The sequence below is a fragment of the Serratia sp. CY40230 genome, from assembly GCF_052168835.1.
Lineage (GTDB): Bacteria > Pseudomonadota > Gammaproteobacteria > Enterobacterales > Enterobacteriaceae > Serratia > Serratia nematodiphila.
The window spans coordinates 359,977-386,735 of the sequence record NZ_JBJNLX010000004.1 but is presented as its reverse complement, the minus strand read 5'-3'; the positions used below and the strand labels follow the sequence as shown (position 1 = coordinate 386,735).

Here is a 26,759-nt window from a genome sequence, read left to right as displayed (position 1 = left end):
CCCTGATGAAAAAGCCCTGCACTGCAGGGCTTTTTTTTAGCTGTAGGAGTCGGCTCGCCGCTCCCCGGCTTCGCTGTTCAGGTCACGATGCAGGTAGAAGCCGAGCAGCAGCCCGATGAGCGACAGCGCCAACACATAGTAAGCGGGCGCTAACGGGGTTAATTTCATGATCAACGTCACAAAAATAGGGGTTAAACCGCCAAAAATAGCGTACGAGACGTTATATGAGAACGAGATACCGGTAAACCGCACTTCCGCCGGGAATGCCCGCACCATCACGTACGGTACGGCCCCCACCACGCCTACGCTGAACCCCACCAGAGCATAACAGGCGAACAGCATTTCCGGGCGCACGCCCACCGTCTGATAGAACAGCCAGCTGCAGCCGGCCAGCAGTACACTGCCGACCACCAGCGTTTTGCTGGCACCGAAGCGATCGGCCGACAAACCGGCGACGATGCAGCCGGCGATCAACATGATGGTGGCGATGCTGTTGGCCTGCAGCGTCAAGGCCGGCGCGATGCCGAACTGCTTTTGCAGATAGGTCGGGGTCATCAGGATCACCACCACGATGCCGGCGGAGAGCAGCCAGGTCAACAGCATCGACACCGCCACTTCCCGTTTGTGGTTGAGCACCACCGATTTCAGCGGCAGTTCTTCGGCCAGCGCTTTACGCGCCTGCATCTCGATAAAGATCGGCGTTTCCTGCAGCCAGCGGCGCAGGTACATCGCCACCAGGCCGAACATGCCGCCAAGCAGGAATGGAATGCGCCAGCCGCCGCCGGCAATGCTCTGCGGGCTGAGCGTGGTGTTGATCACCGTCGCCACCACCGAGCCCAGCAGGATGCCGACCGTCAGCCCGGCGGTCAGCGTGCCGCAGGCGAAGCCGATGCGCCGGCGCGGCACGTGTTCGGCGACAAAGACCCAGGCGCCCGGCACCTCACCGCCGATCGCCGCCCCCTGCAGCACGCGCATCAGCAGCAACAACAGCGGCGCGGCGATGCCGATGCTGGCGTAGGTCGGCAGCAGGCCCATCGCCAGCGTCGGCAACGCCATCAGCAGAATGCTCAGGGTAAACATCTTTTTGCGGCCGACCAGATCGCCGAAGTGCGCCATCACGATGCCGCCCAGCGGGCGGGCCAGATAGCCGGCGGCGAAGATGCCGAAGGTTTGCACCAGCCGCAGCCATTCCGGCATGTCCGCCGGGAAGAACAGATCGCCGACCACGGCGGCGAAGAACACGAAGATGATGAAGTCGTAAAACTCCAGCGCGCCGCCCAACGCGGCCAACGTCAGCGTTTTGTAGTCTTGCCGGTTCAGCCGGCGATTAGTGTCGTGAGGCATAGGGCACCGTCGGTAAAGGCTGTAAAAATAAAAGCCGCAGGCTTTCTGTAAAAGAATCCTTACTATAGCGGCAAATTATTTTCACACCAGACGGACTGAGGCTGATGTCGCAGAACGCTGAAATTTAGAGGTTTATCTCGCGACGCGCGCTCTTTGGCCGAAATGCTGCTACCACCGCGGCATGCGTTTCGACGTAAGGCCCGTCGAGCAGCTGAATGCAGTAAGGCACGCTGGCGAAGATGCCGTGCACCACCGCATTGCCCTGCTCATCCTTTACCCCTTCCAGCGTTTCCTTGATCGACTTCGGTTGGCCGGGCAGGTTGATGATCAGCGCCTGTTTGCGGATCGCCCCCACCTGGCGAGAAAGAATTGCCGTTGGCACATAGTGTAGGCTGATCTGACGCATTTGCTCGCCGAAGCCGGGCATCACGCGATCGGCGATCGCCAGCGTGGCGTCGGGGGTGACATCACGGCGCGCCGGCCCGGTGCCGCCGGTGGTCAGCACCAGATGGCAGCCCATTTCGTCCACCAGTTCGCACAGCGTCTGTTCAATTTGCGTCTGCTCATCGGGGATAAGCCGTGTTTCCAGCTTGAAGGGCGTCGCCAGCGCGCCGCTCAGCCACTCCTCCAGCGCCGGAATGCCTTTATCCTGGTAAACGCCGCCGGAAGCGCGGTCGGAAACGGAAACCAAACCAATACGTAAAATATCCATGCGTAACCTCTACAGCCTGATGGGGTCCGAACGGGCTCGTCCCCCGTTCTGTTGTCATTGCCGAGAGTATAAGGGCTTCCCCCGCCGGCGGGGGCGTCGGGCATAAAAAAAGGTGGCCTGAGCCACCTTTTTACTGCGCGATCTGCGGGAATTACAGCAGGTCGGCGATCATTTTTTCCAGTTTGCCCTGGTCTACGGCGAACTTGCGGATGCCGTCGGTCAGTTTCTCAACCGCCATCGGATCCTGGTTGTGCTGCCAGTAGAACTCAGGTTCGGTCAGTGCGGCAGGACGCGCCTTCACTTCACCGGTATAAGACAGTTTGCGCTCCAGCGCGCCTTCGCTCTCCGCCAGCTCTTTCAGCAGCGCAGGCGCGATGGTCAGGCGGTCGCAGCCGGCCAGTTCGATGATTTCGCCGACGTTGCGGAAGCTGGCGCCCATCACCACGGTGTTGTAGCCGTGCTGTTTGTAATACTGGTAAATTTCGGTCACGGAGATCACGCCCGGATCTTCGTGCGGGGCGAACTCTTTCTTGTCGCCGTTAGCTTTGTACCAGTCGAGGATACGGCCGACGAACGGCGAGATCAGGTAAACGCCGGCTTCGGCACAGGCGCGAGCCTGAGCGAAGGAGAACAGCAGCGTCAGGTTACAGTTGATGCCTTCTTTCTCCAGCTGCTCCGCCGCGCGGATGCCCTGCCAGGTCGAGGCCAGTTTGATCAGAATGCGATCGTTGCTGATGCCGGCTTCGTTGTACAGCTTGATCAGGCGCTTGGCCTTGGCCACGCTGGCAACGGTGTCGTAAGACAGGCGTGCATCCACTTCGGTGGAGATGCGACCCGGAACCAGTTTGAGGATCTCCAGACCGATGTTGACCGCCAGCTTGTCGGCGGCATCGGCGATTTGCTGCTCGCGATCGCTGCTCTGGCCGCGCGCCCAGGCGATGGCTTCGTCAATCAGTTTGCGGTATTCAGGAATTTGGGCTGCATTGAGGATCAGCGAAGGGTTGGTTGTGGCGTCCTGCGGTTGATACAGCTTCATTGCCGCGATATCACCCGTATCTGCAACCACCGTGGTCAGCTGGCGCAGGGAAGTTAATTTGTCGGTCATGTTGGCATTATCTCATCGTTTGTGCATGAACTTTTGGCATTGTTCAACCATGCCCTACCCTGATAATAACATGCGCCAAGCCCGGTGCAAGGCTGGAAAACCGCGGCGCACAAGCATCTGTTTTATCCTTGGGCGAGCAACCGTTTACGCCGATATCTTTCGCCATTACCGAGCGGATGGAAAGGCAATAACGTGCTATTGTCCGAATAAATTATGTTAAATTCGAAAAAATTGATGCAATTCGTCCGCTAATCTGCGAAAAATCTTAATCGACTGACGCCGGACAGATTCCAGCTAAGCTCTTGTAAAAAATAGGCCAATGTTTTTCACCTGCGGTGGATGCTGCAAGGTGCGCATTAAATTTCGATAAGAGGAGGGATCCATTGACGGACCTGATGAATTTTATAAACAACATTTTGTGGGGGTCGGTGCTGATTTATCTGCTGCTCGGCACCGGCATTTACTTCACGCTGCGCACCCGCTTTATCCAGCTCCGCCACTTCAGCCACATGTTCTCGGTGTTAAAAAACAGCAATAAAAGCGACAGCGCCGGCATCTCCTCTTTCCAGGCGCTGTGCACCACGCTGGCAGCGCGCGTCGGCACCGGCAACCTGACCGGCGTCGCCATCGCCCTGACCGCCGGCGGCCCCGGCGCCATCTTCTGGATGTGGGTGGTGGCGTTTATCGGCATGGCCACCTCATTTGTGGAAAGCTCGCTGGCTCAGCTCTATAAAACCAAAGACGATAACGGCAACTACCGTGGCGGCCCGGCCTACTACATGGAAAAAGGCCTTGGCATGCGCTGGATGGGCGTGCTGTTTTCGATCTTCCTGATCATCGCATTCGGTCTGGTGTTCAACGCCGTGCAGGCCAACTCCATCGCGCAAGCTTCCGCCGTCGCCTTCCACTTACAGCCGCTGCACGTCGGCATCGGTCTGGTGCTGCTGAGCGGCGTGGTGATCTTCGGCGGCATCCGTTCCATCGCCAAAGTGGCCGAACTGGTGGTGCCGCTGATGGCCGGCGCCTACCTGCTGCTGGCTCTCTGGGTGATTGGCCATAACATCGAACACATGCCGGCGATCCTGACGCTGATCTTCAAAAGCGCCTTCGGCCTGCAGGAAGCCGCGGCCGGCGCCGTCGGTTACGGTATCTCCCAGGCGATGACCCAGGGCGTGCAGCGCGGCCTGTTCTCCAATGAAGCCGGCATGGGATCGGCGCCCAACGCGGCGGCGTCCGCCTCGCCTTATCCGCCGCATCCCGCTTCACAGGGCTACGTGCAGATGCTCGGGGTATTTATCGACACCATCGTCATCTGCAGCGCCACCGCGGCGATCATCCTCTCCTCCGGCATTCTCGATCAGCCGACCGACAGCATCAGCGGCATCGATCTGACCCAGCGCGCGCTGTCGACCGCCGTCGGCAGTTGGGGCACGCCGTTCGTCGCTATCGCCATCTTCTTCTTCGCCTTTACCTCGATCATCGCCAACTACGCCTATGCCGAAAGCAACCTGGTGTTCCTCGAACACAATCATCCGGGCGGCCTGCTGATTTTCCGCTGCGTGGCGCTGGGCATGGTGATGTTCGGCGCGCTGGCGGAGCTGCCGCTGGTGTGGAAAATGGCGGATACCTCCATGGCGCTGATGGCGATCACCAACCTGACGGCGATCCTGCTGCTGTCGCGGGTGGCGCTGAAGCTGGCCGACGACTACCATCGCCAGCGCCGCCTGGGCAAGCTGCCGACCTTCGACGCCAACCGTTATCCGGAGCTGAAATCGCAGCTGGAGCCGGGCGTGTGGGACGACAAGCAGCCGCCGCGCTGAGTATTCCGGGGCGTGTGCGATGCACGCCCCGCCTATTGGACCGATTGCCCCTTTTTTCCGCGCTTTTTGCTACAGTATGCGCACTTGGATAAACAGGATCTGGCCATGCTCGTTATTATTTCCCCTGCAAAAACGCTCGATTACGACAGCCCGCTGGCGACAGAACGCTTCACGCAGCCCGAACTGCTGGACAAGTCTCAGCGGCTTATCAAAATTTGCCGCGCGCTGACGCCGGCGCAAATCGCCAGCCTGATGAGCATCAGCGACAAGCTGGCCGGGCTCAACGCCGCGCGCTTTAGCGAATGGCAGCCGAAATTTACCCCGGACAATGCCCGCCAGGCGTTGCTGGCGTTCAAGGGCGACGTTTACACCGGCCTGCAGGCGCAGGATTTCAACGAAGCCGATTTCGACTTCGCCCAGCAGCATCTGCGCATGCTGTCCGGCCTGTATGGCGTGCTGCGCCCGCTCGATCTGATGATGCCGTACCGGCTGGAGATGGGCATCAAGCTGGAAAACCCGAAGGGCAAAGATCTGTACAGCTTCTGGGGCGATCAGATCACCCAAAAGCTCAACGAAGCGCTGGAGCAACAGGGCGACGACGTGGTGGTCAACCTGGCGTCAGACGAGTATTTCAAAGCGGTGAAACCGGCCAAGCTGCACGGTTCGCTGATCAAACCGGTGTTCCTCGACGAGAAGAACGGCAAGTTCAAGGTCATCAGCTTCTACGCCAAGAAAGCGCGCGGGTTGATGAGCCGCTTTATCATCAAAAACCGCCTGACGCGCAGCGAGCAGCTGGCGGACTTCAACCTGGAAGGCTACGCCTTCGACGAAGCCGCCTCGCAGGGCAACGAGCTGGTGTTCAAACGCCCGGAGCAGGCATAAAAAAAGCCGTCGCAAGACGGCTTTTCGCATTCTAGCCTGCCGAACTTCAGGCCGGCAGCGCCATCAGGAATTTGCGCAGCTCGGCAAAGCCGGCCGGCAGCGTGTGCGACAGCAGCGGCAGATCGGCCCGCAGCGCCAGCGCTTTCGGCAACGGCAGTTCCTGGCCGAGGATCGCTTCCACGCTCTCTTTAAACTTGGCCGGATGCGCGGTGCCGAGGAACAGACCGAACTCCCCTTCCTGCAGCTGATCGCGCAGCGCGCGGTAAGCGATGGCCGCATGCGGTTCGGAGATATAGCCCAGCTCGGCCAGTTCACGCATGGTGTCTTTGGTGGTCTCATCGCTGACCGCCGCGTGCCCCAGCTCTTTCAGTTGCCAGACCTTACGACGGAACAGCTCTTCCACGCGCGGCCAGTTGTTCGGCTGGCTCACGTCCATGGCGTTGGACAGCGTCGCGACCGTAGCGTGCGGCTGCCACTGGCCGCTGGTCAGGAAGCGCGGCACGGTGTCGTTGGCGTTGGTGGCGGCGATGAAGCGCTTCACCGGCAAGCCCAGCGATTTGGCCAGCAGCCCGGCGGTCAGATCGCCGAAGTTGCCGCTCGGCACCGAAATCACCAGCTGATTGCGCGCTTCCTGCGGCAGCTGCGCCACCGCTTCGAAGTAGTAGCAAATCTGCGCCAGCAAGCGACTGATGTTGATCGAGTTGGCCGAGTTCAGGTGCAGCGCGTCTTTCAATTCCTGATCGTCGAACGCCTGTTTCACCAGCGCCTGACAGGCGTCGAAGTCGCCGTCGATCGCCACGGTGTGAATATTGCCGCCCAGGGTGCAGAACAGCTTTTCCTGCAGCGGGCTGATTTTGCCCTGCGGGTAAAGGATCACCACCCGAACGTTCTTCAGGCCATAGAAGGCGTGCGCCACGGCGGCGCCGGTGTCGCCGGAGGTGGCGGTCAAAATGGTCACCGGCTGATCGCCGGCCACTTCCGCCAGCATCTGCGCCATAAAGCGGCCGCCGAAGTCTTTGAACGCCAGCGTCGGGCCGTGGAACAGCTCCAGGCAGGAGACGTCTTCCGTCACTTTCGCTACCGGCGCCGGAAACTCAAAGGCGGCCTGCACGCGTTTCTTCAGCGCCGCCTCCGGCACTTCTTCGCCGATAAAGGCCGACAGAATGCGGCTGCTGCGGGTGACAAAGTCCAGCTCCAGCAGTTGGTCGATCTCGGTCAGTTCGAACGCCGGCAGCTCCAGCGGGAAGAACAGCCCCTGCTGCTTGCCCAGACCTTGTTTGATCGCCTGCGCGAAGCTGACCTGCTCGTTGTGATCCTTAAGGTTGTACAGTTTCATGCGTTATCCCAGTAGTCGAGCGCCTGCGGTATCCAGACGGCAAATATGAACAAAACCTTCGTCGTTTTGCAGATAGTGTTGTTGCAGCCAGGCGGCCATGCGTTGCGCGGTGGCGCCGTCGTTGCAGACGGCGAACAGCGTCGGGCCGGAGCCGGAGATGCCGCAGGCCAGCGCGCCGATCTCCTGCGCCGCCTTGCGCGCTTCGGCGAAGCCCGGCAGCAGCCGGGTGCGGTACGGCTCGGCGATCACGTCCTGCATTAATTTGGCGGCCAGCTGCGGCTGCCGGGTGTGGCAGGCGTGAATAAAGCCGGCCAGATAACGGCCGTGGCTGATGCAATCCTGACGGCGGTACTGCGCGGGTAAAATGGCGCGCGCTTCGGCGGTGGAGACCTTGATGCCCGGATAGGCCATCACCCACAGCCAATCGTCAAAGCACGGTACTTCCTGGCTGATAATGCCTTCTTCTTCCAGCATCAGCTGCAGGCCGCCCAGATAGCAGGGCGCCACGTTGTCGTAATGCACGCTGCCGGAAATGCGGCCTTCCAGCTCGCCCATCAGACCGAGCAGCGTCGTCTTATCCAACGGGCGATCGCAAAATTCGTTCATCGCCATCAGCCCGGCCACCACCGAACAGGCGCTGGAGCCCAGCCCCGATCCGATCGGCATGTTCTTTTCCAGCCGCATCGCCACCGGCACTTCGCGGCCGATCTCCTGGCAGAAACGCTCCCAGCATTGATAAACGATGTTCTCTTTCGGCTCGGCCGGCAGCTTGCTGACGAAGCGCCCGGCGTTTTGCAGACTGAACGTCTCGGCGGCTTCCACGCTGACGCAGTCGCCCAGCAGCGTGCCGTCGATCGGCGAAACCGCCGCGCCCAGCACATCAAAACCGACGCTGACGTTACCGATCGAGGCCGGTGCATACACCTTAACCATATTAAACTCCCAACTTCCATGACAGTGTGCGCAGCAGATCGGCGAACACGCCCGCTGCGGTCACATCGTTACCGGCGCCGTAGCCGCGCAGCACCAGCGGCAGCGGCTGATAATAACGGCTGTAGAAGGCCAGCGCGTTCTCGCCGTTCTTCACTTTATACAACGGATCGTTGCCGTCCACCGCCTCGATGCGCACCTTACAGCGCCCTTCGTCAATCAGGCCGACATAGCGCAGCACCTTGCCTTGCTCGGCGGCATTGGCCACGTTGCGCGCGAACTCTTTATCCAGTTCCGGCAGCCGCGCCAGGAAATGCTCCACGTCGCCCGACGCGTCGAAGGACGGCGGCAGCACCGGCTCGACCTCGATATCGCTCAGCTCCAGCTTGTAACCGGCTTCGCGCGCCAGGATCAGCAGCTTGCGCGCCACGTCCATACCGGACAGATCGTCGCGCGGATCCGGCTCGGTGTAGCCATTGGCTCTGGCCTGCAGAGTCGCCGCCGACAGCGACAGCCCTTCGTCCAGCTTGCCAAAGATAAAGGACAGCGAACCGGACAGGATGCCGGAGAAACGCACCAGCTCATCGCCGGCGTTCAGCAGGTTTTGCAGGTTCTCGATCACCGGCAGACCGGCGCCAACGTTGGTGTCGTAGAGGAACTTGCGGTGCGAACCGGCGGCGGCGGCGCGCAGTTGCTGATAATAGTTCATCGACGAGGTGTTGGCCTTTTTGTTCGGCGTTACCACATGGAAGCCGTCCGCCAGGAAGTCCACATACTGATCGGCCACCGCCTGGCTGGAGGTACAGTCGACGATCACCGGGTTCAGCAGGTGATACTCCTTCACCAGCCGGATCAGGCGGCCGAGATTGAACGGCTCCTGCGCGCCGGCCAGCTCGTCCCGCCAGCTGTCCAGCGCGATGCCGTGCACGTTGGTCAGCATCACGCGCGAGTTGGCGATGCCGCACACCCGCAGATCGATATGTTTTTGCTTCAGCCACGGCTGCTGGCGGTAGATCTGCTCGATCAGCGCCCCGCCGACGCCGCCGACGCCGATGACGAACACTTCGATCACCTGATCGGTGTTGAACAGCATCTGGTGGCTGACGCGCACGCCGGTGGTGGCGGAATCATTGCTGACCACCACCGAGATTGAACGCTCGGAAGAGCCCTGGGCGATGGCGACGATATTGATGTTGGCGCGCGCCAGCGCGGAGAAGAAGCGCGCTGAAATGCCGCGCAGGGTGCGCATGCCGTCGCCGACTACCGAGATGATCGCCAGGCGCTCCATGACGTCCAGCGGATCCAAAACGCCGTCTTTCAATTCCAGATAGAACTCCTCCTCCAGCGCGCGGCGGGCGCGCTGCAGTTCGCCCTGCGGCACGCAGAAGCTGATGCTGTATTCGGAAGAAGATTGGGTGATCAACACCACCGAAATGCCGGCGCGCGACATCACGGCGAACACCCGCGCAGCCATGCCGACCATGCCTTTCATGCCCGGGCCGGAGACGTTGATCATCGCCATATTATTCAGGTTGGTGATGCCTTTCACCGGCATATCGGCATCGGTGCTGTCTTTGCCGATCAGCGTGCCGGGAGCCTGCGGGTTGGAGGTGTTTTTTATCAGGCAAGGGATTTGGAATTGGGCAATCGGCGTGATGGTGCGAGGGTGCAGCACTTTGGCGCCGAAATAGGAAAGCTCCATCGCCTCCTGGTACGACATCGATTTCAGCAGCCTGGCGTCCGGCACGGTGCGCGGATCGCAGGTATACACGCCGTCGACGTCGGTCCAGATTTCGCAACAGTCGGCTCGCAGGCAGGCGGCCAGCACCGCGGCGGAATAGTCGGAGCCGTTGCGGCCCAGCACCACCAGCTCGCCCTTGTCATTACCGGCGGTGAAGCCGGCCATCAGCACGATGTGGTCGGCCGGGATCGCCGCGGCGGCGATGCGCAGCGTGGACTCGGCGATATCCACGGTAGACTCCAGGTAGTGGCCCTGCGCCAGCAGTTTCTCCACCGGATTGATCACCGTGACCGGGTAGCCCTTGGCGCGGAACACCCCTTCCATGATGGCGATGGAGAGCTTTTCGCCGCGGCAGATGATCGCCGCGTTGACGCTGTCCGGGCACTGACCCAACAGCGAGACCCCGTGTAACACCTGTTTGAGCTGCGCGAACTCCTGATCGACCACGCCTTTCAAACGATCGTATTCAAAGCCCGGCAGCGCCTGCGCCAGCCCGCTCAGCAGGTCGGCAAAGATCCGCTCGGCGTCGCTGATATTCGGCAGAATGTCCTGGCCCGCCACCGTTTTGTCGATCATTGCCACCAGATGGTTGGTGATCTTTGCGGGGGCGGACAAGACCGTGGCTACCTGTCCCTGACGCGCATTACTCTCCATGATGTCGGCGACGCGCAGAAAACGTTCTGCATTCGCCACCGAGGTTCCGCCAAATTTCAGCACTCGCATGTGTGATCTCTCCGAATTTAAGCCGAAAAAAAAAGCCCGCACTGATTAGGTGCGGGCTTTTTTCTGTGTTTCCTGTGCGCGTCAGCCCGCCCCGTTACCTGTGGTATCGGTGGTGGTAATAATTGTGGTTTTCAGGCTGATGTTGCGCATGTTGTCTGTCTGTCTCATGAAATACTCTGTCCCCTCTATTGGTTAAAGCAATCGCTATCCCAAGTCAAACTATTTCTTTTTTTTGCTTATTTTCCGTTCAGCGGCGGTAATGCGCGATGCAACAGGTGAAAAGCAAAATGACAGAACAAAAAAACAACTTAAAGCCGATTTACTAGTGGATCACGCTGGGTAACCGTCTGATGGAGCCGCTATCACTTGGCGAGTTTTTTTTCGATGTCGTGCAGCAGCGTATGCAGCATCGCCGTATCTCGCTGTTGCAGCGCGCCGAGGCGCTGGTGCAGCCAGTCGCGCAATTTTTGGTCATCGCCGACCTCCAACGCGTTCAACAAGGCATCGGCGCGGCGGCGCAGCGCCTTGAGCTGCCCTTCCGACGCCGCCGTTTCCTGCGGTGTACTGACACCCATCAGGCTCGCCAGCTGGTAGCAGTAAACCATCACCGCCTGGCCCAGGTTAAGCGACGGATAGTCCGCCTGCATCGGCACGCCGGTCAGCAAGTCCGCCAGCGCCAGCTCTTCGTTGGTCAGGCCGGAATCTTCGCGGCCGAACACCAGCGCGGCCTGGCCGACCCACTGCTTACGCTCGCTCAGCTGTTCCAGCAGTTCGGGCGGCGTACAGTAGTAGTGAAAGCGCGCGCGGCTGCGGGCGGTGGTGGCGACGGTAAAATCCACGCCCGCCAGCGCCTGTTCCAGCGTGGCGAACGTTTGCACGCCGTCGAGGATCTCGCCGGCACCGTGCGCCACCCAGCGCGCCGCCGGCTGCAGGTGCGCTTCGCTGTCGACGATGCGCAACGACGTGAAGCCCATGGTTTTCATCGCGCGCGCCGCCGCGCCGACATTTTCCGGCCGCGCCGGAGCCACTAAAACAATATGAAGCTGCATGACTCTTCCACCGAAGGCGGGCCTGCGTTTTTGACGATGGCGCAGCGCCCGCTTATATTTACAATTACGCAACAATAAACGCGTTAATAGCAACAAACAAGATTAAACGGCTCGTTGAACTAATAAACCCGTCGTAATAGTCATTATTCGCGCTTATGTTTTACTGCGTTTATTTATCAATAAGTTAAAACAACGCGATGATCAATAAGCGAATAATTGTATCCTATCGGGCCGGATAATGCTGAATCGTTCACAGAATTTGAGGTTCTGTGACTTAAACTGGCATTTCTGTAAGTGTTTTTCACAAATCTGTTAACGTGCTACAATTGAATTTGATATATGTCAACAAAGCGTAGTTTTGTTGGGTGATGAATTCGGCACGCGCTGTTATATTGCTGTTAATGGGGTTAGGATATGCGCCGTTTCGGCACCCAAGGGGTTGTAGGGAACAGCATCCCCACCAGGCTAGCGATCTTGTTGACATGAGATGGAAAGTGCATCAAGAACGAGTTTACGTACTTTAGTCATTTGCTGAGAGGGAACGTGGCGCTATCTCTGCCCTCCTCTAAGAAAACAAAGACTTCTGTACTTCCGATTTTCTATTTTGTTGGCAATTTTAGGTAGCAAATATGCAGACCCCGCACATTCTGATTGTCGAAGACGAGTTAGTCACTCGTAACACCCTGAAGAGCATTTTCGAGGCGGAAGGCTACATTGTTCATGAAGCCAATGATGGTGCAGAAATGCACAATATCCTGTCTGAAAATGATATCAATCTGGTCATCATGGACATCAACCTGCCAGGCAAAAACGGCCTGCTGTTGGCGCGCGAACTGCGTGAACAGGCCAGCGTCGCCTTGATGTTCCTGACCGGTCGCGATAACGAAGTGGACAAAATCCTCGGCCTGGAAATCGGCGCCGACGATTACATCACCAAGCCGTTCAACCCGCGTGAGCTGACCATCCGCGCGCGCAACCTGCTGTCGCGCACCATGAACCTGGGCAGCCTCGGCGAAGAGCGCCGTCTGGTCGAAAGCTACAAGTTCAACGGGTGGGAGCTGGACATCAACAGCCGCTCTTTGATCAGCCCGGCCGGCGAACAGTACAAGCTGCCGCGCAGCGAATTCCGCGCCATGCTGCACTTCTGCGAAAACCCGGGCAAGATCCAGTCGCGCGGCGAACTGCTGAAGAAAATGACCGGCCGCGAGCTGAAGCCGCATGACCGCACCGTGGACGTCACCATCCGTCGCATTCGTAAACACTTCGAATCGACGCCGGATACGCCGGAAATCATCGCCACCATTCACGGCGAAGGCTACCGCTTCTGCGGCGATCTGGAAGAGTAATTCCGGTCTGCCGTCATGAAAACGGGGTTCAGCATGCTGAACCCCGTTTTTTTATTTCGTCTCAGCCCATGGCATGATCGGCACCGCGCTCAACGCGTTCTTCGGCGAACCGTCGATCACCTTGTCGGAGTAGCTCAGGTAAATCAACGAATTGCGCTTGGCGTCATAGAAGCGCACCACCTGCAACTTCTTGAACACCAGCGAGGTGCGTTTCTGGAACACCACATCGCCTTCCGCCTTGCCGTTTTTGATCTTGTCGCTCAGCTCGATAGGCCCCACCTGCTGGCAGGAAATGGCCGCGTCGGCGGTGTCTTCCGCCAGCCCCAGGCCGCCTTTGATGCCGCCGGTTTTGGCGCGGCTGATATAACAAGTTACATTTTTAACATCCGGATCGTCGAACGCTTCCACCACGATTTTGTGGTCCGGCCCCAACAATTTAAACACCGTATCAACGGAGCCCACCTGCTCCGCCTGCGCGCTGCCAACGGTTGCGCAAACCAAACCGAATAAAAATATCCAGCTTTTTTTCATTTACTTAACTCCGGTATAACCTTGCCGCAAAAATAGGTTCGGCGGTCGCCATTATTTATGTCTAAGCTCACGGAATCGGTTTTTTACGGGTCCGCACCGTCCGTTTTAGCACAGAGCGTGACAAAAATCTTTGAGAGTCGCGGAGTAAAAAAATTGCTATGATGCGGCGTCGTTATTTCTTTGCGCCCACTACGGTGTACCCCAATCCAACTCTGGCGCGGCATGCGCAGCAGAGGCAAAGAGTGCAACGCATAATGGCTCATGGATCGGTCTGATAGCGCAGCACCAGCGTGACGAATCAACAGTTCGGGTTCCTACCCCCAAGCTTTACGAGGAAGATCTATGGATCAAGCCGGTATCATTCGTGATCTGCTTAGCTGGCTGGAAAGCCATTTGGACCAACCCTTGTCGCTGGATAACGTGGCGGCCAAGGCAGGCTACTCCAAATGGCATCTGCAACGGATGTTCAAAGATATTACCGGTAACGCCATCGGTGCTTACATCCGGGCAAGGAGGCTGTCCAAAGCCGCCGTCGCGCTGCGTTTGACCAGCCGGCCGATTTTGGATATCGCCCTGCAATATCGCTTCGACTCGCAGCAGACCTTCACCCGCGCCTTCAAAAAACAGTTTGCGCAAACGCCGGCGCTGTACCGCCGCGCCGAAGACTGGAATGCATTCGGCATCTGTCCGCCGATCCGTCTGGGAGCCTTCACCTTGCCGCAGCCGGAATTCGTCTCGCTGCCGGACAAGCACCTGGTCGGCCTGACCCAAAGCTACTCCTGTACGCTGGAACAGATCACCACCGTGCGCACCGAACTGCGCTCACAGTTCTGGCGTCAGTTCCTCGGTGACGTCGAAACCCTGCCGCCGGTGTTGTACGGGCTGCATCACTCGCGACCGAGCCAGGAGAAGGACGACGAACAGGAAGTGCTGTACACCACGGCGCTGGAGCCGGATCAGGTGCCTGACAAGGTACAGGAAGGCCAGCCGCTGGTGTTGCCGGGCGGTGAGTTTGCAATGTTCAGCTACGAAGGGCCCACCGAGGGACTGCAAGACTTTATTCTGACGGTCTACGGCACCTGCCTGCCGGCGCTCCAGCTGACGCGCCGCAAAGGGCACGACATCGAGCGCTTCTATCCGAAAGGCGAGCGCCGTCCGCATCAGGCACCTATCGAGATCAAGTGCGATTACCTGATCCCGATTCGGCGTTAACGCTGCAGTTCGTCCAACGCGGGCATGTCCAAATGCGTGACATCGCCCGCCGTTTCCACGATCCAGCCGGAAGCCAGCCACGGGCTCTGCTGGTGATCGACGCGCGACAGTGAGCAGTTGCGCAAGCGCAGGCGGCGTTCCGCATAGGCCGGCAGCCCCAGCACCGTACTGATCAAACACCCCAACGCGATACCATGACTGACGAGCAGCGGCTTGCTGCCTTCAGGCAGCATCAGGCAACTCTCCAGCGCGGCGCGCATGCGCTCGCCCAGCTCCTCCATGGATTCGCCTTGAGGGATACGGCCGTCAGGAGTACCATCGACCATCTGTTTGCGCCACTGCTCTTCCTGCGGCGTCAAACTGTCGATCAGGCGTTCTTCCAGAACCCCCATGTGCAGCTCACGCAAACGCGGATCGCTAATCACTTCGCAGCCACAGGCGTCGGCGATGATCTGTGCGGTGCGGCGCGTGCGCCCCAGATCGCTGGTAATGATGTGCGTAATGCCTTCTTTGCTGACGCGCCTGGCGACCAGACGGGCCTGGTGTTCACCCATGGCGGTTAACGGGCTGTCGGACTGACCCTGGATGCGGCGAGCCGCGTTCCATTCCGTTTCGCCATGGCGAACGAGGTATACCTGTAACATTTTTGTTTTCCGTTATACTGCGTGAAATTTGCATTTGTCCCCGGCCCGGTGGCGCTTTTGCCGCTGCCCGGCGTATCGGCCAGAAGGATATCAAACCCGTTATGTACCATGTTGTCGCTGCAACTACCAACCCGGCAAAGATCAAGGCTATTCAACTGGCCTTCGATGATGTCTTTGGCGCAGGCCAATACCGCATTGAATCCGTTGACGTCGCCAGCGGTGTCTCGCTGCAGCCGATAGGCAATCACGAAACCCGCACCGGCTCGCGTCAACGCGTCATGGAAGCGCGCCAGGTCAGGCCCGAGGCCGATTTTTGGGTCGGCGTGGAAGCCGGGATTGAAGAGAATATGACCTTCGCCTGGATGACCATCGAGAACCCGCACATCCGCGGCGAATCCCGCTCGGCGAGCCTGATGCTGCCGGAGGTCATCTTACAAGGTATTCGCGCCGGTCGCGAATTGGGCAGCGAAATGGCGGCGATCACCGGCAATGCCGAGGTGAAGCGCCAGGGCGGCGCCATCGGCGTCTTCACCGACGGCCGGCTGAGCCGCACCAGCGTTTATCACCAGGCGCTGCTGCTGGCGCTGGTGCCGTTTCACAACGCCATCTACCAGCAATAGCACCGAGCCCGCTAGGGCGCGTCGTGCAACAGCTGCTGCTCAAGCCACTGTTTCAGCTCGGGTGAAGCCGCTTTCAGGCTGTTCGATCCGCGGGTGATGGTGGCGATCCCCGCGCCCAGTTCATTTTTCAGCTCACGCTGGCTCATCTCGCCGCGCATCAGTTCCTGGATGATCCGCACCCGGGTGCCCAGCGCGGTGCGCTCGTCCGGCGTCAGCATCAGCTGCAGCAACGGTTGATGCAGTTCTTGCGCAAACGAATTCTGCAGCAGCGCGACGAAGCGCAGCCAATCCTCATTGCCTTGTTCTGAAAGAGCGGGGTCGTTTAACGATAATTGCGTCATGGCAGCCACCATACTATTTAACTAGTACAGCAGCATACCATAGGGCCGTCAAAATCAATAACGTCTCTGCCACTCGGCGTCGGTCAGCACCTTGGCCGGCCGGTGTGTCAGATAGCGGTAAAACGCATCATAGGCCAATACATTCTTGACGTAGCCGCGGGTTTCCGAGAACGGAATGCTTTCGATGAACGCCACCGGATCGATACGCCCCGCACTGTTGCCCAGCCAGGTGTTCACCCGCGACGGGCCGGCGTTATAGGCGGCGCTCGACAGGATGCGGTTGCGGCCGAACTGCTGATAGACCGACTCCAGATAGCTGGTGCCGATGGTGATGTTGGTCTGTGGATCGAACAGCTGGCTCGGGCCGACGTAACCGGGAATATTGAACATCTGCACCGTATGCTGCGCGGTGCGCGGCATCACCTGCATCAGGCCGGTAGCGCCAACCGGCGACTGCGCTTTCGGATTCCAGGCGCTCTCCTGACGCGCGATCGCCATCGCGTAGCTGGTGGTGATCCCCTTGTCATCGGTGGCACGGCGGAACTCCTGCGGCCAGGCGACCGGGAAGCGCTCCTCCAGATGATCCCACAGCTTGCCGACGATGGTCGCCTGCACGCTCAGATCGGCCCATTTTTGCTCAAAGGCGTAGCGCGCCAGCGCCTCTTGTTCAGGCCGGCTGCGGCTGGCGACGTAAGAGCCCCACTCGCTGCGGGCCAGGTTGTCCATATTCCAGTACATCAGCTCGCGCACCCGAGCGACTTCCGGCCCGTCGACCAGCGACGTACGCGGCTTGGCCGCCACCGCCACCATCACCGGATAAGTGGCGTTCAGCTTCTGCGCCGCCACCATCGGATAAAAGCCGCGTTCGGTCATCAGGTTACGCAACATCTCCTCGCCTTCGGCGCGTTTGCCTTCGTCCATCAGCTGACTGGCGCGCCAGTAGCGCCACTCATCCTTGTTGCGCGACGCTTCCGGCAGGCGGGCCAGCCAGGTCGCGACGCCCTGCCGATCGCCGTTGCCCAGCGCCATGCGCACCCGGCGCTCCAGCAGCGAAGGCGAACGGCTGTGCAGGATCACCCGATCGCGCCATTGCGCCTGCTCGTAGGTAGCGTCGCTGCCCATCAGGCGCCAGGCCACCGCCTCTTCCAGCCCCAGCCGCTCGTCGTCGCTCATTTTCTGCAGCCGCGCGAGCGTCGGGATCATCGCCCGCGCGTTTTCCACATCCTGCCGCGCCAGGCGTTCAAAGGCGATGCCGGTGGCGGCGCGGGTAAAGTCGGTCGGCCCCACGCTGCGGGCGAAGGCTTCCACGGTGGTCGGATCGTTTTGCAAGCGCACCAGGGCGTTGCCCATGGTCTGATAATCGGCCGGCAGCTGGCTGTAGAGGTTGCTGACCAGCGAGCTGTTGCCCTCTTTCAGCGCCAGCTTCATGCGCGCCAGAATATCCAGCGGGGTCTGCTTGCCTGCGCCGCGCCAGACGCTGAACAGCCGATCGCAGGCGCCCGGCAGCGTTTTGCCGTTCAGCCACAGCTCGTCAGCGCCGCTCCAGGCCGCCTGCTGATCGCCGGTGGCCCATTTGGCGTAGTAATAGTTGCAGCGCGCCGCCACCGGTTTGGGCGGCTGCGCGCTGAAGGCCAACAGGGTGCGCCAGTCTTCACGCCGCGCCAGCTCATTGACGAAGCGCGGCACCAGTGATTTCGCCGGCGGCAGCGTCGGGTGGCGTTTGATAAAGTCGTTCACCTCGGAGAACCCCGCCTGGCTCAGATCCTGTGTCAGCTCGCGGTATTCCAGGTAAGGATAAAGCGGGTAATCGCGCAGCGTCGGCATCAGCTGCGCCACCACGTCCATCTGATTGCCATCCCACGCCTGTTTGATCTGCTGGTAACGCTGACGTTGCGCATCCAGAGAATCCGCCAGCGCCGCGCCTGAAAACGCCGTCAGACACAGGCCCATTGCCAACAGCCGTCGCTTGTCCACCTTGACCATCCTCGCTCTTTCCTCACTGGTTATACCGCAGGAGCCGCCCAGCTCCCCGGTGACCGCCGCACCACGGCGCCGCGGGACAAAATAAAGCCGGGCGCACGGCCCGGACGCGGATATCTACCATAGACAGCGCAATCGCTTATCCATTCAATACTGTAGAAGAAGAAGTGTATCGCCATGACGCGGGCCAGGTAAAAACGTTTACTTTGGCTGACAAATCAGGCCGGCGGGATATTTCCAGCCACCGGATTTTTATTAGCTGCCCCGGCGCTTATTGGAGAAGTAAAATACTTTTTAATTATTAGTCATCACATTATTTGATTTGTTATATGGCGCCACCGTTGCGCAAATCGCCTGACAGCGGGCTAAACGCACCAACTTTGCAGAAAAGCGGTGGCAAACCCGGGTGGGCATTTTTATACTATCAAAAATAAGTAAGATAATTCCGAGAAAACAGCACATAAAGCGCCCAACGAAGACATCTTATAATACAATCCGCGCCAATTATGGGTTAGATAGTGTTCATTAGGCAGTGCGACTGACAGCTTTCAGCAAAACGATTGTCCCTTCAAGCGGGCCGGATTTTTCCTTGTCAGGCCACGGCCTGCGGGCAGTGGATCAGGCCGGAATGGCGGGTGAAGATGGTGAATAAGACCGCGATAGCGATGCGTTGCGCAAAAAGCCCCGAACCGGGCTTCCTTGACGCACGCCTGAATATCGGCCGCCTGCTGCTGATCGTTTTGTTGGTGCTGCTGACGTTGTCCGAGCCTGCGCACGCCGCCGCTGATCCCTATCAAAAGCGCACGCACGCCGTGACGACCGTAGTGGTAGGCATCATCAGCTACGCACGCTGGTCGCGTGAACCCAATCCGATCCGCTTGTGCGTGACCGCACCCACCCAGTATGCCGAAGGGCTGTTCGATCCGATCCTGCTGAGCGCGCCGCGTCCGATTAAAGCCGAGCGCGTGCCGTTCGATAGCCCAACGCTGAGTACCGGCTGTGATGTCATCTACTTAGGGAACATCACCGCCGCGCAGAGACAAAATTTCATGCAGCGCATTTCCGGCAACTCCATTCTCAGCATCAGCGAGAACGATAGCGAATGCTCCGCCGGCAGCGCATTTTGCCTGCAGATTGATGGGGACCAGGCCAGTTTCAAAGTCAACCTGGACGCTCTGGCGCGCAGCGGCGTGCGCGTTCACCCCAACGTGTTGCAGCTGGCACGCAAACAGGCGCCGCCGCTATGAGGCTGTTGCGTAAAAACCGTTCCGGCAATGCGCGCCCGACGCTGGGCCGAGTGCTGCAGCGGGTGCATCTTGGGCTGGCGCTGATCGCCGTCGGCACCGCCGGCATCTTTTTGACGCTGGTGGCGCTGTTTGCGCTGCGCGCCTATGCCAATCACAACCTGCACCTGATCGCGCGCTCCATCAGCTATACCGTCGAGGCCGCCGTGGTGTTTGAAGACCGCACCGCCGCGCGCGAGGCGCTGATGCTGATATCCTCCAACGAAGAGGTATCGGACGCGCGGATCCTCGACAACAACGGCAAGATGCTGGCCAACTGGCGCCATCCTACCGATGGGCCGCTGCACGGCCTGGAGCAGATCGTCGCGCACTGGGCGCTGCCCGAACCGGTCATTCTGCCTATCACCCACGAGGGCAAGCAGGTCGGCCAGGTCTGGCTGAGCGGCAACGGCGGCAGCCTGCTGCGTTTCCTGTTGCGCGGCATGGTCGGCATGATCGCCTGCCTGGTGCTCAGTACCCTGTGCGCCCTGGTACTGTCGCGCCGCATGCTGGTCGGCATCGTCAGTTCGCTGGACGACATCGCCAACGTGGCGCATGCGGTGCGCCGCGATCGTACCTTCGGCCTGCGGGTGCCGTCGGCGCCTATCGCCGAGCTGCATGAGCTCAGCAACGATTTCAACGGCTTGCTCGACGAGCTGGAGGCCTGGCAGGCCCATCTGAAGCAGGAGAACGACTCGCTGGCTCACCGGGCGACGCACGACAGCCTGACCGGCTTGCCGAACCGCGCCTTCTTCGAAGGGCGGCTGAGCCGCGCGCTGGGCGATATCGAACCGCCGGCGAAATTGGCGGTGCTGTTTATCGACGGCGATCGCTTCAAGGAGGTGAACGACAGTTACGGCCACGCCGCAGGCGATGCGGTGCTGACCACCATTGCCGGGCGCATTCGCGCGCAGCTGCGCGAGACCGATCTGGTCGCCCGCCTGGGAGGGGATGAATTCGCCGTGCTGTTGGCGCCGGTACACAGCACGGAAGATGTCTTGCAGATCGCTGACAACATCATCGACTGCATGACGCAACCGGTCATTCTGCCGAACGACGAGGCGGTCATCACCTCTCTGAGTATCGGTATTGCGCTGTACCCTGATCACGCATCGACGCCTCAGGGTCTTTTGCACGAAGCTGACGATGCGATGTATCAGGCAAAGCATCGTTATAACGGAGGCTGGCGGCTGGCTATACATAAATAAGAGCCCCGGCTATAACACTTGAACTAGGGATTTTGACTATGATACAGCAACTTTTTAAAGGCCGTTTTTCACTGCTGACGATGATGTTCGTCGCTCTGCTGGCGCTCGCCGGCTGCCAGAGCAAACCGCAGGGCCTGACACCCGAGCAGGTCGCGCTGTTGCAATCGCAGGGCTTCAAACTGACCGATAATGGCTGGGAATTCGGCCTGTCGGATAAGGTGCTGTTCGGCAACAACATCGGCAAACTGAACCCGGAAAGCACCGAGACGGTACAGAAGATGGGCCGTGCGCTGCTGAGCGTCGGCATCACCAAGTTCCGCCTGGACGGCCATACCGACAACTACGGTGAAGACAGCTATAACGATCAGCTCTCCCTGCGCCGCGCCGATGCGGTGGCCGATCTGCTGGCCAGCGTCGGCATTCCACGCGCCAATATCGAAACCCGCGGCATGGGCAAGCGCGATCCCGTTGCCGATAACCGCACCTCCAGCGGCCGTGCGGAAAACCGCCGCGTCGCGATCGTCGTCACGCCATAAGCCACCAATATGCGCCTTTATCGGCGCATAAACGGTTATACTTAGCGATCGCTGAGCGATGTCTGGGATCCGAGATCGAAACGGGCTACACTCATGCCGCCAGACATCCTATAAATACTGATATAGAGAGGCTTAGAGCAACGTGGCTCAATACGTCTATACCATGCACCGCGTCGGCAAGGTGGTACCGCCGAAGCGTCATATTTTGAAAAACATCTCCCTGAGCTTCTTCCCTGGGGCCAAAATCGGCGTGCTGGGCCTGAACGGCGCCGGTAAGTCCACCCTGCTGCGCATCATGGCCGGCATCGATACCGATATCGAAGGGGAAGCGCGCCCGCAGCCAGGCATCAAGATCGGTTACCTGCCGCAGGAGCCGCAGCTTAACCTCGAACACACCGTGCGTGAGTCGGTGGAAGAAGCGCTGGCGGAAGTGGTCGGCGCGCTGAAGCGCCTGGACGAAGTGTACGCGCTGTACGCGGAAGAAGGCGCAGACTTCGACAAGCTGGCCGCCGAACAGGGCCGCCTGGAAGAGATCATTCAGGCGCACGACGGTCACAACCTCAACGCCCAGCTGGAACGCGCCGCCGATGCGCTGCGCCTGCCGGACTGGGACGCCAAAATCGCTCACCTGTCCGGCGGTGAACGCCGCCGCGTGGCGCTGTGCCGCTTGCTGCTGGAAAAGCCGGACATGCTGCTGCTGGACGAACCGACCAACCACCTAGACGCCGAGTCCGTGGCCTGGCTGGAACGCTTCCTGCACGACTTCGAAGGCACCGTGGTAGCGATCACCCACGACCGTTACTTCCTGGATAACGTGGCCGGCTGGATCCTCGAACTGGACCGCGGTGAAGGCATTCCATGGGAAGGCAACTACTCCTCCTGGCTGGAGCAGAAAGACGCGCGTCTGGCACAGGAAGCGTCCGCCGAAGCCGCTCGTCGCAAGTCGATCGAGAAAGAGCTGGAGTGGGTGCGTCAGGGCGCCAAAGGCCGTCAGTCCAAAGGCAAGGCCCGCCTGGCCCGCTTTGAAGAGCTGAACAACACCGAATACCAGAAACGTAACGAAACCAACGAACTGTTCATTCCGCCTGGCGCACGCCTGGGCGATAAAGTGGTCGAAGTCAGCAACCTGCGTAAGTCCTATGGCGACCGCCTGCTGATCGACGACCTGTCGTTCTCGGTGCCGAAAGGCGCGATCGTCGGCATCATCGGCCCGAACGGCGCGGGTAAATCCACGCTGTTCCGCATGATGTCCGGTCAGGAGCAGCCTGATTCCGGCAGCATCGTGCTGGGCGATACCGTCAAGCTGGCGTCCGTCGATCAGTTCCGCGACAGCATGGACGGTTCGAAAACCGTGTGGGAAGAAGTCTCCGGCGGGCAGGACATCATGCGCATCGGCAACACCGAGATGCCAAGCCGCGCCTATGTCGGCCGCTTCAACTTCAAGGGCATCGATCAGGGCAAACGCGTGGGCGAGCTGTCCGGCGGCGAGCGTGGCCGTCTGCACCTGGCCAAGCTGCTGCAGGTTGGCGGCAACGTACTGCTGCTCGATGAACCGACCAACGACCTGGATATCGAAACCCTGCGCGCGCTGGAAAACGCCCTGCTGGAATTCCCTGGCTGCGCCATGGTGATCTCGCACGACCGTTGGTTCCTCGACCGTATCGCCACCCACATCCTGGACTACCAGGACGAGGGCAAGGTGGAATTCTTCGAAGGCAACTTCACCGAGTACGAAGAGTACAAGAAGCGTACGCTGGGCGCCGACGCGCTCGAGCCGCACCGCATCAAGTACAAGAAGATCGCCAAGTAATACGAAAGGCGCCGCATGCGGCGCCTTTTTTACTCCCGCGTCAGCTCGCGCGCGTAGTCGTCGAACGCCGGATGCTGCAGCACCACATCGATGAAGCAGGCCAACGCCGCGGAATTCAGCTTGCGGCTCGGGTAGACCAGATATAGCTCATTCCCTTCTGCGCGCCACGCCGGCAGCACCTCCACCAACAGTTTCTGCGCCACCACCTCGCGGCTGAGAAACGCCGGCAGCAGCGTGATCCCCGCGCCGGCGATGGCGCATTCGCGCGCATACAGCAGGTTGTCGGTGGTGTGCGCCAGCGGCAGCTGCCAACGGTAGTAGTCATCGCCGCAGCGCAGGTTCCAGGCCGTCCAGGCGCGGTGGGCGATGCAGCGGTGCTGCTGCAGTTGCTGCGGATGTTCGATCGGCGGGTGCTGCGCCAAATAGGACGGTGCGGCCAACAGATAGCGCGGCGCATACCCGAGACGGCGACCGATCAGCGAAGAGTCCTGCGGCTTGCCGGTGCGCAGCGCGGCGTCGAAACCTTCCTGCACCAGATCCACCATGGCGTCGGACACCGACACCTCCAGCGAAACGTCCGGGTACTGGCGCTGAAAATCCGCTGCCAGCCGCGCTACCAGGGTCGCGCCCAGCCCGGCGGGCGTCGAGATGCGCAGGCGGCCGCTCGGGTTATCGCGCAGCCGCTGCAATGCCAGATCTGCACGTTCGGCAGCAGACATCATGACCTGACAATGTTCCAGATAACGCTCACCGGCGAAGGTCAGGTTCAGCTGGCGCGTGGTGCGATTGAGCAGCCGTAGCCCCAGCGTCTGCTCGAGCTGGCTGATACGCTGGCTGACGCTGGATTTCGGCAACCCAACGCGCTGCGCGGCGGCGGTAAAACTGCCGCACTCCGCCACCAGCGCGAACAACGCCATGTCCTGCAGTTGTTTGAATTCCATTGTTCACCTTAAACGAACACTCCGTTAGATATTGTCCATCTTATCACCCCACTGTCGCGGGTCTACACTGGGGACATCATTTGAAAGGAGTACAATCATGTCGATAAAAGCCATTGCCGTAGACCCGCAGAACCCCGCCGATTTCATCGAAATCTCACCGGAGATGCCGGTGCCCGGCCAGTACGATCTGCTGGTGGAAGTGAAAGCGGCGTCGGTCAACCCGGTGGACACCAAAGTGCACGCCGGTCTGCAGAAAAACGGCCTGCAGCAGCCGCGCATTCTCGGCTGGGACGCCAGCGGCGTCGTGGTGGACGTGGGCAACGGCGTCAGCGGCTTCAAGCCCGGCGATGAAGTGTGGTACGCCGGCGACATCACCCGCCCCGGCAGCAACAGCAGCCATCAACTGATCGACTCACGCATCGCCGCGCATAAGCCGCGCAGCCTGAACTGGGCCGAATCCGCCGCCATGCCGCTCACCGCCCTTACCGCCTGGGAGGCGCTGTTCGAACACCTGAACATTCAGGACGCGCCGGAGCACAAGACGCTGCTGATCATCGGCGGCGCCGGCGGGGTCGGCTCGCTGGCCATTCCGCTGGCCGCGCTGCGCAGCAAGGTGAAAGTGATCGCCACCGCATCAAGACCGGAATCCGCCGCCTGGTGCCTTGAGCGCGGCGCCGATCTGGTGGTGGACTACCGCGATCTGAAGGGCAACCTGGCGCAGCAGGGCATCGAGCAGGTGGATTACATCCTGTGTCTGAACGATACCGACGGCCACTGGCCGGCGATGGCCGAACTGATCGCGCCGCTCGGCCATATCTGCACCATCGTCGAGAACGCGCAGCCGTTGGATCAAAACGCGCTGAAGCTGAAAAGCGCCGCGCTGCACTGGGAATTCATGTTCACCCGCAGCATGTTCACCACCCCGGACATCGCGCAGCAGGGCAAGATCCTGCAGCAGGTGGCGCAGCTGCTGGACGAGGGCAAGCTGAGCACCACACTGAGCGAAACCCTGCACGGGCTGTCGGTAGACACGCTTAGCGCCGCGCATCAACAGCTGCTCGGCGGCCATATGCAAGGCAAGCTGGTTATCGCTTACTGAGCCTGAATCGCGGCGGCGCAGCGCGCCGCCGTTACTGCGGACGAACGAAGCCGACGCACAGCGTCTGCTCGTCGCTATGCGGATCGGCGCGGAACATCAGCGACTGCTGCCAATCGAGGCGCATCTTCGGCCAGTGGGCCAACTCGCCGCCGAAGTCGCTGCGCGCGCAGTCCTCACCCAACCGCCCGAACAGGGCGACACCGTGCTGCGCAATCTGCGGATAGCTGATGTTGACGTTGTAGATATTCGGCCGCGTATGATTGGACCAACGCGTAATGGTTCGCGGCCGGGAACCGGCGTACACCGTCATCCACTGCGACAGGTATTCGCCGCCGACGTAGCGCAGTTCAACGCCATACCGCTCCTGCCACTGCCGCTCCACCTCGGCGCTGAACGCCTTGATACCCACCATTTTCTGGCCGGCGTTGCGCACGTTGCCCAGCATCACCGCGGCATACCCCAGATAGACCGCCAGCGCCGCGCACATCAGACCAATGGTCGCCGCGCGCAGCGAACGCACCGGCGGCTGGCGCACGCAACCGACCAACAGCGCAGGCGCCAGCATGAAGAACGGCTGCAGCCACTCGGTCAGCCGGCCGCCGACGTTGAAAGAGAACCAGAAGGTAATGATGCCAAGCGGCAACAGGTAGACCCACAGCAACACCCGCATCGGCAACGCCGATGGCCAGGCCAGCACCGCCCCGCTGCGCCGCAGGATCCCCCACAGCACCAGCGACGGATAGAACACCAGCAGCAGCGACTGCAGCATGTCGAGATTGAGCTGCATCTTGATCTGCGAATCCACCCACTTGAAGGCGGCGAAATCGTGGTTCCACAACCAGAACACGTTCGGCAACACCAGCGCCAACCAGATCGCCACCGCCAGATAGAACTGCGGCTGGCGATAACAGCGGCGGATCTGCGGTACGAACAGCGTCGACAGCGCGGCGAAATAGACGAAGGCGAAGGTCGAGTACTTCGCCATCATCGCCAAACCGGCCGTCAGCGCGAAGGCCGGCCACCAGTTGGCCGAACGCGAAATAGCCAGGTGGAAAAACAGCGCCATCCACGGCCACAGCATCACCAACAGGTAATTGTCGTTGTAGGGAATGATGTCGAAATTGATGATGCCGGACAGGTTGAGCGTCAACAGCGCCATCCAGGCCAGCGAGGTGCTGCCGCTCAGCCGACGCGCCAACAGCCAGACGCCCAACATGCCGATGGCGATGGCGATGAAGTGCCCGCCATACCAGTACAGGTTCAGCGGCAGCCACGAGAACCCGATCGCTGGCTGCATCGCCGCCCCGACCAGCCACGGGTTTTTCGGTGAGCCCCATTCGCCGTTGAGGCCCCAGTTGAGCGCCTCGACGGCGTCGTAAGGCAGGGTAGGATCGAGATGAACAGTCAGCAGCGTCCAGGCTGCGGCATAGCAGACCAACCAAAGAGCGAGCAAGCGATAAGACATGTCTTCTTCTAAGCGTTATTGTAAAGAAAAGCTTAACGTAGTCGCTGTCGAATGAACCATGTTTAAACAAGCCGTTAAATGTGCGCCCGGGCGGCCGTTTC

The 26,759-nt window shown here is 60.2% G+C and carries 24 protein-coding genes and 1 other annotated feature; of the genes, 10 read left to right on the top strand and 14 right to left on the bottom strand.

Features of this window, described 5'->3' with window-relative positions; translation table 11 throughout:
- Positions 1–36: 36 nt before the first annotated feature.
- The 3 genes from ACJ8IJ_RS16470 to tal all read right to left on the bottom strand — a co-directional run bounded on the left by ACJ8IJ_RS16470 (position 37) and on the right by tal (position 3,161).
- Positions 37–1,344 carry an MFS transporter gene (locus tag ACJ8IJ_RS16470; RefSeq protein ID WP_044029718.1) on the bottom strand — a complete coding sequence of 436 codons (1,308 nt, stop codon included), beginning with the start codon at positions 1,342–1,344 and terminating at the stop codon, positions 37–39.
- A 124-nt stretch (positions 1,345–1,468) separates the two neighbouring features.
- Positions 1,469–2,056 (bottom strand): molybdopterin adenylyltransferase, encoded by a 588-nt coding sequence (gene mog / locus ACJ8IJ_RS16465; protein WP_004932980.1) that lies wholly within the window; start codon positions 2,054–2,056, stop codon positions 1,469–1,471.
- A 151-nt stretch (positions 2,057–2,207) separates the two neighbouring features.
- Complete coding sequence (gene tal, locus ACJ8IJ_RS16460; protein WP_004932982.1) at positions 2,208–3,161, bottom strand: transaldolase; 954 nt, start codon at positions 3,159–3,161, stop codon at positions 2,208–2,210.
- 383 nt (positions 3,162–3,544) lie between these two features.
- Between tal and ACJ8IJ_RS16455 the strand changes: the two genes are divergently transcribed.
- Positions 3,545–4,981, top strand: a complete 1,437-nt coding sequence (locus ACJ8IJ_RS16455; protein ID WP_004932985.1) for an alanine/glycine:cation symporter family protein — start codon at positions 3,545–3,547, stop codon at positions 4,979–4,981.
- Positions 4,982–5,086: 105 nt separating this feature from the next.
- Complete coding sequence (yaaA, locus tag ACJ8IJ_RS16450) at positions 5,087–5,863, top strand: peroxide stress protein YaaA (RefSeq protein WP_004932988.1); 777 nt, start codon at positions 5,087–5,089, stop codon at positions 5,861–5,863.
- Positions 5,864–5,909: 46 nt separating this feature from the next.
- Here yaaA and thrC read toward each other — a convergent pair whose 3' ends face one another.
- From thrC to ACJ8IJ_RS16425, 5 genes are all read right to left on the bottom strand, one after another.
- The gene (thrC, locus tag ACJ8IJ_RS16445) at positions 5,910–7,199 is read right to left on the bottom strand and encodes a threonine synthase (RefSeq protein ID WP_075684807.1); all 1,290 of its coding nucleotides are present in this window, start codon (positions 7,197–7,199) and stop codon (positions 5,910–5,912) included.
- A gap of 3 nt (positions 7,200–7,202) precedes the next feature.
- On the bottom strand, positions 7,203–8,132 hold the full coding sequence (gene thrB / locus ACJ8IJ_RS16440) for a homoserine kinase (protein ID WP_004932993.1): 930 nt from the start codon (positions 8,130–8,132) through the stop codon (positions 7,203–7,205).
- A 1-nt stretch (position 8,133) separates the two neighbouring features.
- A complete protein-coding gene (thrA, locus tag ACJ8IJ_RS16435) occupies positions 8,134–10,593 on the bottom strand; it encodes a bifunctional aspartate kinase/homoserine dehydrogenase I (protein ID WP_004932996.1) in 2,460 nt (819 codons plus the stop codon).
- A 25-nt stretch (positions 10,594–10,618) separates the two neighbouring features.
- Positions 10,619–10,736: a sequence feature (Thr leader region), on the bottom strand.
- Complete coding sequence (gene thrL, locus ACJ8IJ_RS16430) at positions 10,675–10,743, bottom strand: thr operon leader peptide (protein WP_086581142.1); 69 nt, start codon at positions 10,741–10,743, stop codon at positions 10,675–10,677. Its footprint overlaps the feature before it by 62 nt.
- A gap of 212 nt (positions 10,744–10,955) precedes the next feature.
- Complete coding sequence (locus ACJ8IJ_RS16425) at positions 10,956–11,642, bottom strand: tRNA/rRNA methyltransferase (protein ID WP_004933000.1); 687 nt, start codon at positions 11,640–11,642, stop codon at positions 10,956–10,958.
- Positions 11,643–12,271: 629 nt separating this feature from the next.
- Between ACJ8IJ_RS16425 and arcA the strand changes: the two genes are divergently transcribed.
- Positions 12,272–12,988: a two-component system response regulator ArcA gene (arcA, locus tag ACJ8IJ_RS16420; RefSeq protein WP_004933003.1), complete on the top strand. Its 717-nt coding sequence runs from the start codon at positions 12,272–12,274 to the stop codon at positions 12,986–12,988.
- A 51-nt stretch (positions 12,989–13,039) separates the two neighbouring features.
- Here arcA and creA read toward each other — a convergent pair whose 3' ends face one another.
- Positions 13,040–13,519: a protein CreA gene (gene creA, locus ACJ8IJ_RS16415; protein ID WP_004933005.1), complete on the bottom strand. Its 480-nt coding sequence runs from the start codon at positions 13,517–13,519 to the stop codon at positions 13,040–13,042.
- Between the two features lie 342 nt (positions 13,520–13,861).
- Here creA and robA point away from each other — a divergent pair, with 342 nt between their 5' ends.
- A complete protein-coding gene (gene robA / locus ACJ8IJ_RS16410; protein ID WP_033641224.1) occupies positions 13,862–14,731 on the top strand; it encodes an MDR efflux pump AcrAB transcriptional activator RobA in 870 nt (289 codons plus the stop codon).
- Here robA and gpmB read toward each other — a convergent pair.
- Complete coding sequence (gene gpmB, locus ACJ8IJ_RS16405; protein ID WP_004933012.1) at positions 14,728–15,375, bottom strand: 2,3-diphosphoglycerate-dependent phosphoglycerate mutase GpmB; 648 nt, start codon at positions 15,373–15,375, stop codon at positions 14,728–14,730. The two genes, robA and gpmB, sit on opposite strands and share 4 nt — an antisense overlap.
- A gap of 101 nt (positions 15,376–15,476) precedes the next feature.
- Here gpmB and yjjX point away from each other — a divergent pair, with 101 nt between their 5' ends.
- The gene (yjjX, locus tag ACJ8IJ_RS16400) at positions 15,477–15,995 is read left to right on the top strand and encodes an inosine/xanthosine triphosphatase (protein WP_004933015.1); all 519 of its coding nucleotides are present in this window, start codon (positions 15,477–15,479) and stop codon (positions 15,993–15,995) included.
- Between the two features lie 11 nt (positions 15,996–16,006).
- Here yjjX and trpR read toward each other — a convergent pair whose 3' ends face one another.
- Positions 16,007–16,336 (bottom strand): trp operon repressor, encoded by a 330-nt coding sequence (gene trpR, locus ACJ8IJ_RS16395; RefSeq protein WP_004933017.1) that lies wholly within the window; start codon positions 16,334–16,336, stop codon positions 16,007–16,009.
- Positions 16,337–16,390: 54 nt separating this feature from the next.
- Positions 16,391–18,319, bottom strand: a complete 1,929-nt coding sequence (sltY, locus tag ACJ8IJ_RS16390; RefSeq protein WP_275095418.1) for a murein transglycosylase — start codon at positions 18,317–18,319, stop codon at positions 16,391–16,393.
- Between the two features lie 638 nt (positions 18,320–18,957).
- Between sltY and ACJ8IJ_RS16385 the strand changes: the two genes are divergently transcribed.
- From ACJ8IJ_RS16385 to ettA, 4 genes are all read left to right on the top strand, one after another.
- Positions 18,958–19,563 carry a YfiR family protein gene (locus tag ACJ8IJ_RS16385; protein WP_015376603.1) on the top strand — a complete coding sequence of 202 codons (606 nt, stop codon included), beginning with the start codon at positions 18,958–18,960 and terminating at the stop codon, positions 19,561–19,563.
- Positions 19,560–20,807, top strand: a complete 1,248-nt coding sequence (locus ACJ8IJ_RS16380) for a diguanylate cyclase domain-containing protein (RefSeq protein ID WP_004933026.1) — start codon at positions 19,560–19,562, stop codon at positions 20,805–20,807. The genes ACJ8IJ_RS16385 and ACJ8IJ_RS16380 overlap by 4 nt, the downstream gene beginning before the upstream one ends.
- A 38-nt stretch (positions 20,808–20,845) precedes the next feature.
- Entirely contained in the window at positions 20,846–21,343 is a 498-nt protein-coding gene (locus ACJ8IJ_RS16375; RefSeq protein WP_015376601.1) for an OmpA family protein, read from the top strand.
- A 142-nt stretch (positions 21,344–21,485) separates the two neighbouring features.
- Positions 21,486–23,153: an energy-dependent translational throttle protein EttA gene (ettA, locus tag ACJ8IJ_RS16370; protein WP_442518821.1), complete on the top strand. Its 1,668-nt coding sequence runs from the start codon at positions 21,486–21,488 to the stop codon at positions 23,151–23,153.
- A 29-nt stretch (positions 23,154–23,182) separates the two neighbouring features.
- Here ettA and ACJ8IJ_RS16365 read toward each other — a convergent pair whose 3' ends face one another.
- On the bottom strand, positions 23,183–24,094 hold the full coding sequence (locus ACJ8IJ_RS16365; protein ID WP_004933035.1) for a LysR family transcriptional regulator: 912 nt from the start codon (positions 24,092–24,094) through the stop codon (positions 23,183–23,185).
- Positions 24,095–24,191: 97 nt separating this feature from the next.
- On the opposite strand from ACJ8IJ_RS16365, the gene ACJ8IJ_RS16360 reads away from it, so the two are divergent.
- On the top strand, positions 24,192–25,193 hold the full coding sequence (locus ACJ8IJ_RS16360) for a zinc-binding alcohol dehydrogenase family protein (RefSeq protein WP_442518820.1): 1,002 nt from the start codon (positions 24,192–24,194) through the stop codon (positions 25,191–25,193).
- A 31-nt stretch (positions 25,194–25,224) separates the two neighbouring features.
- Here ACJ8IJ_RS16360 and ACJ8IJ_RS16355 read toward each other — a convergent pair whose 3' ends face one another.
- Complete coding sequence (locus ACJ8IJ_RS16355) at positions 25,225–26,658, bottom strand: glycosyltransferase family 39 protein (RefSeq protein WP_442518819.1); 1,434 nt, start codon at positions 26,656–26,658, stop codon at positions 25,225–25,227.
- Positions 26,659–26,759 lie beyond the last annotated feature (101 nt).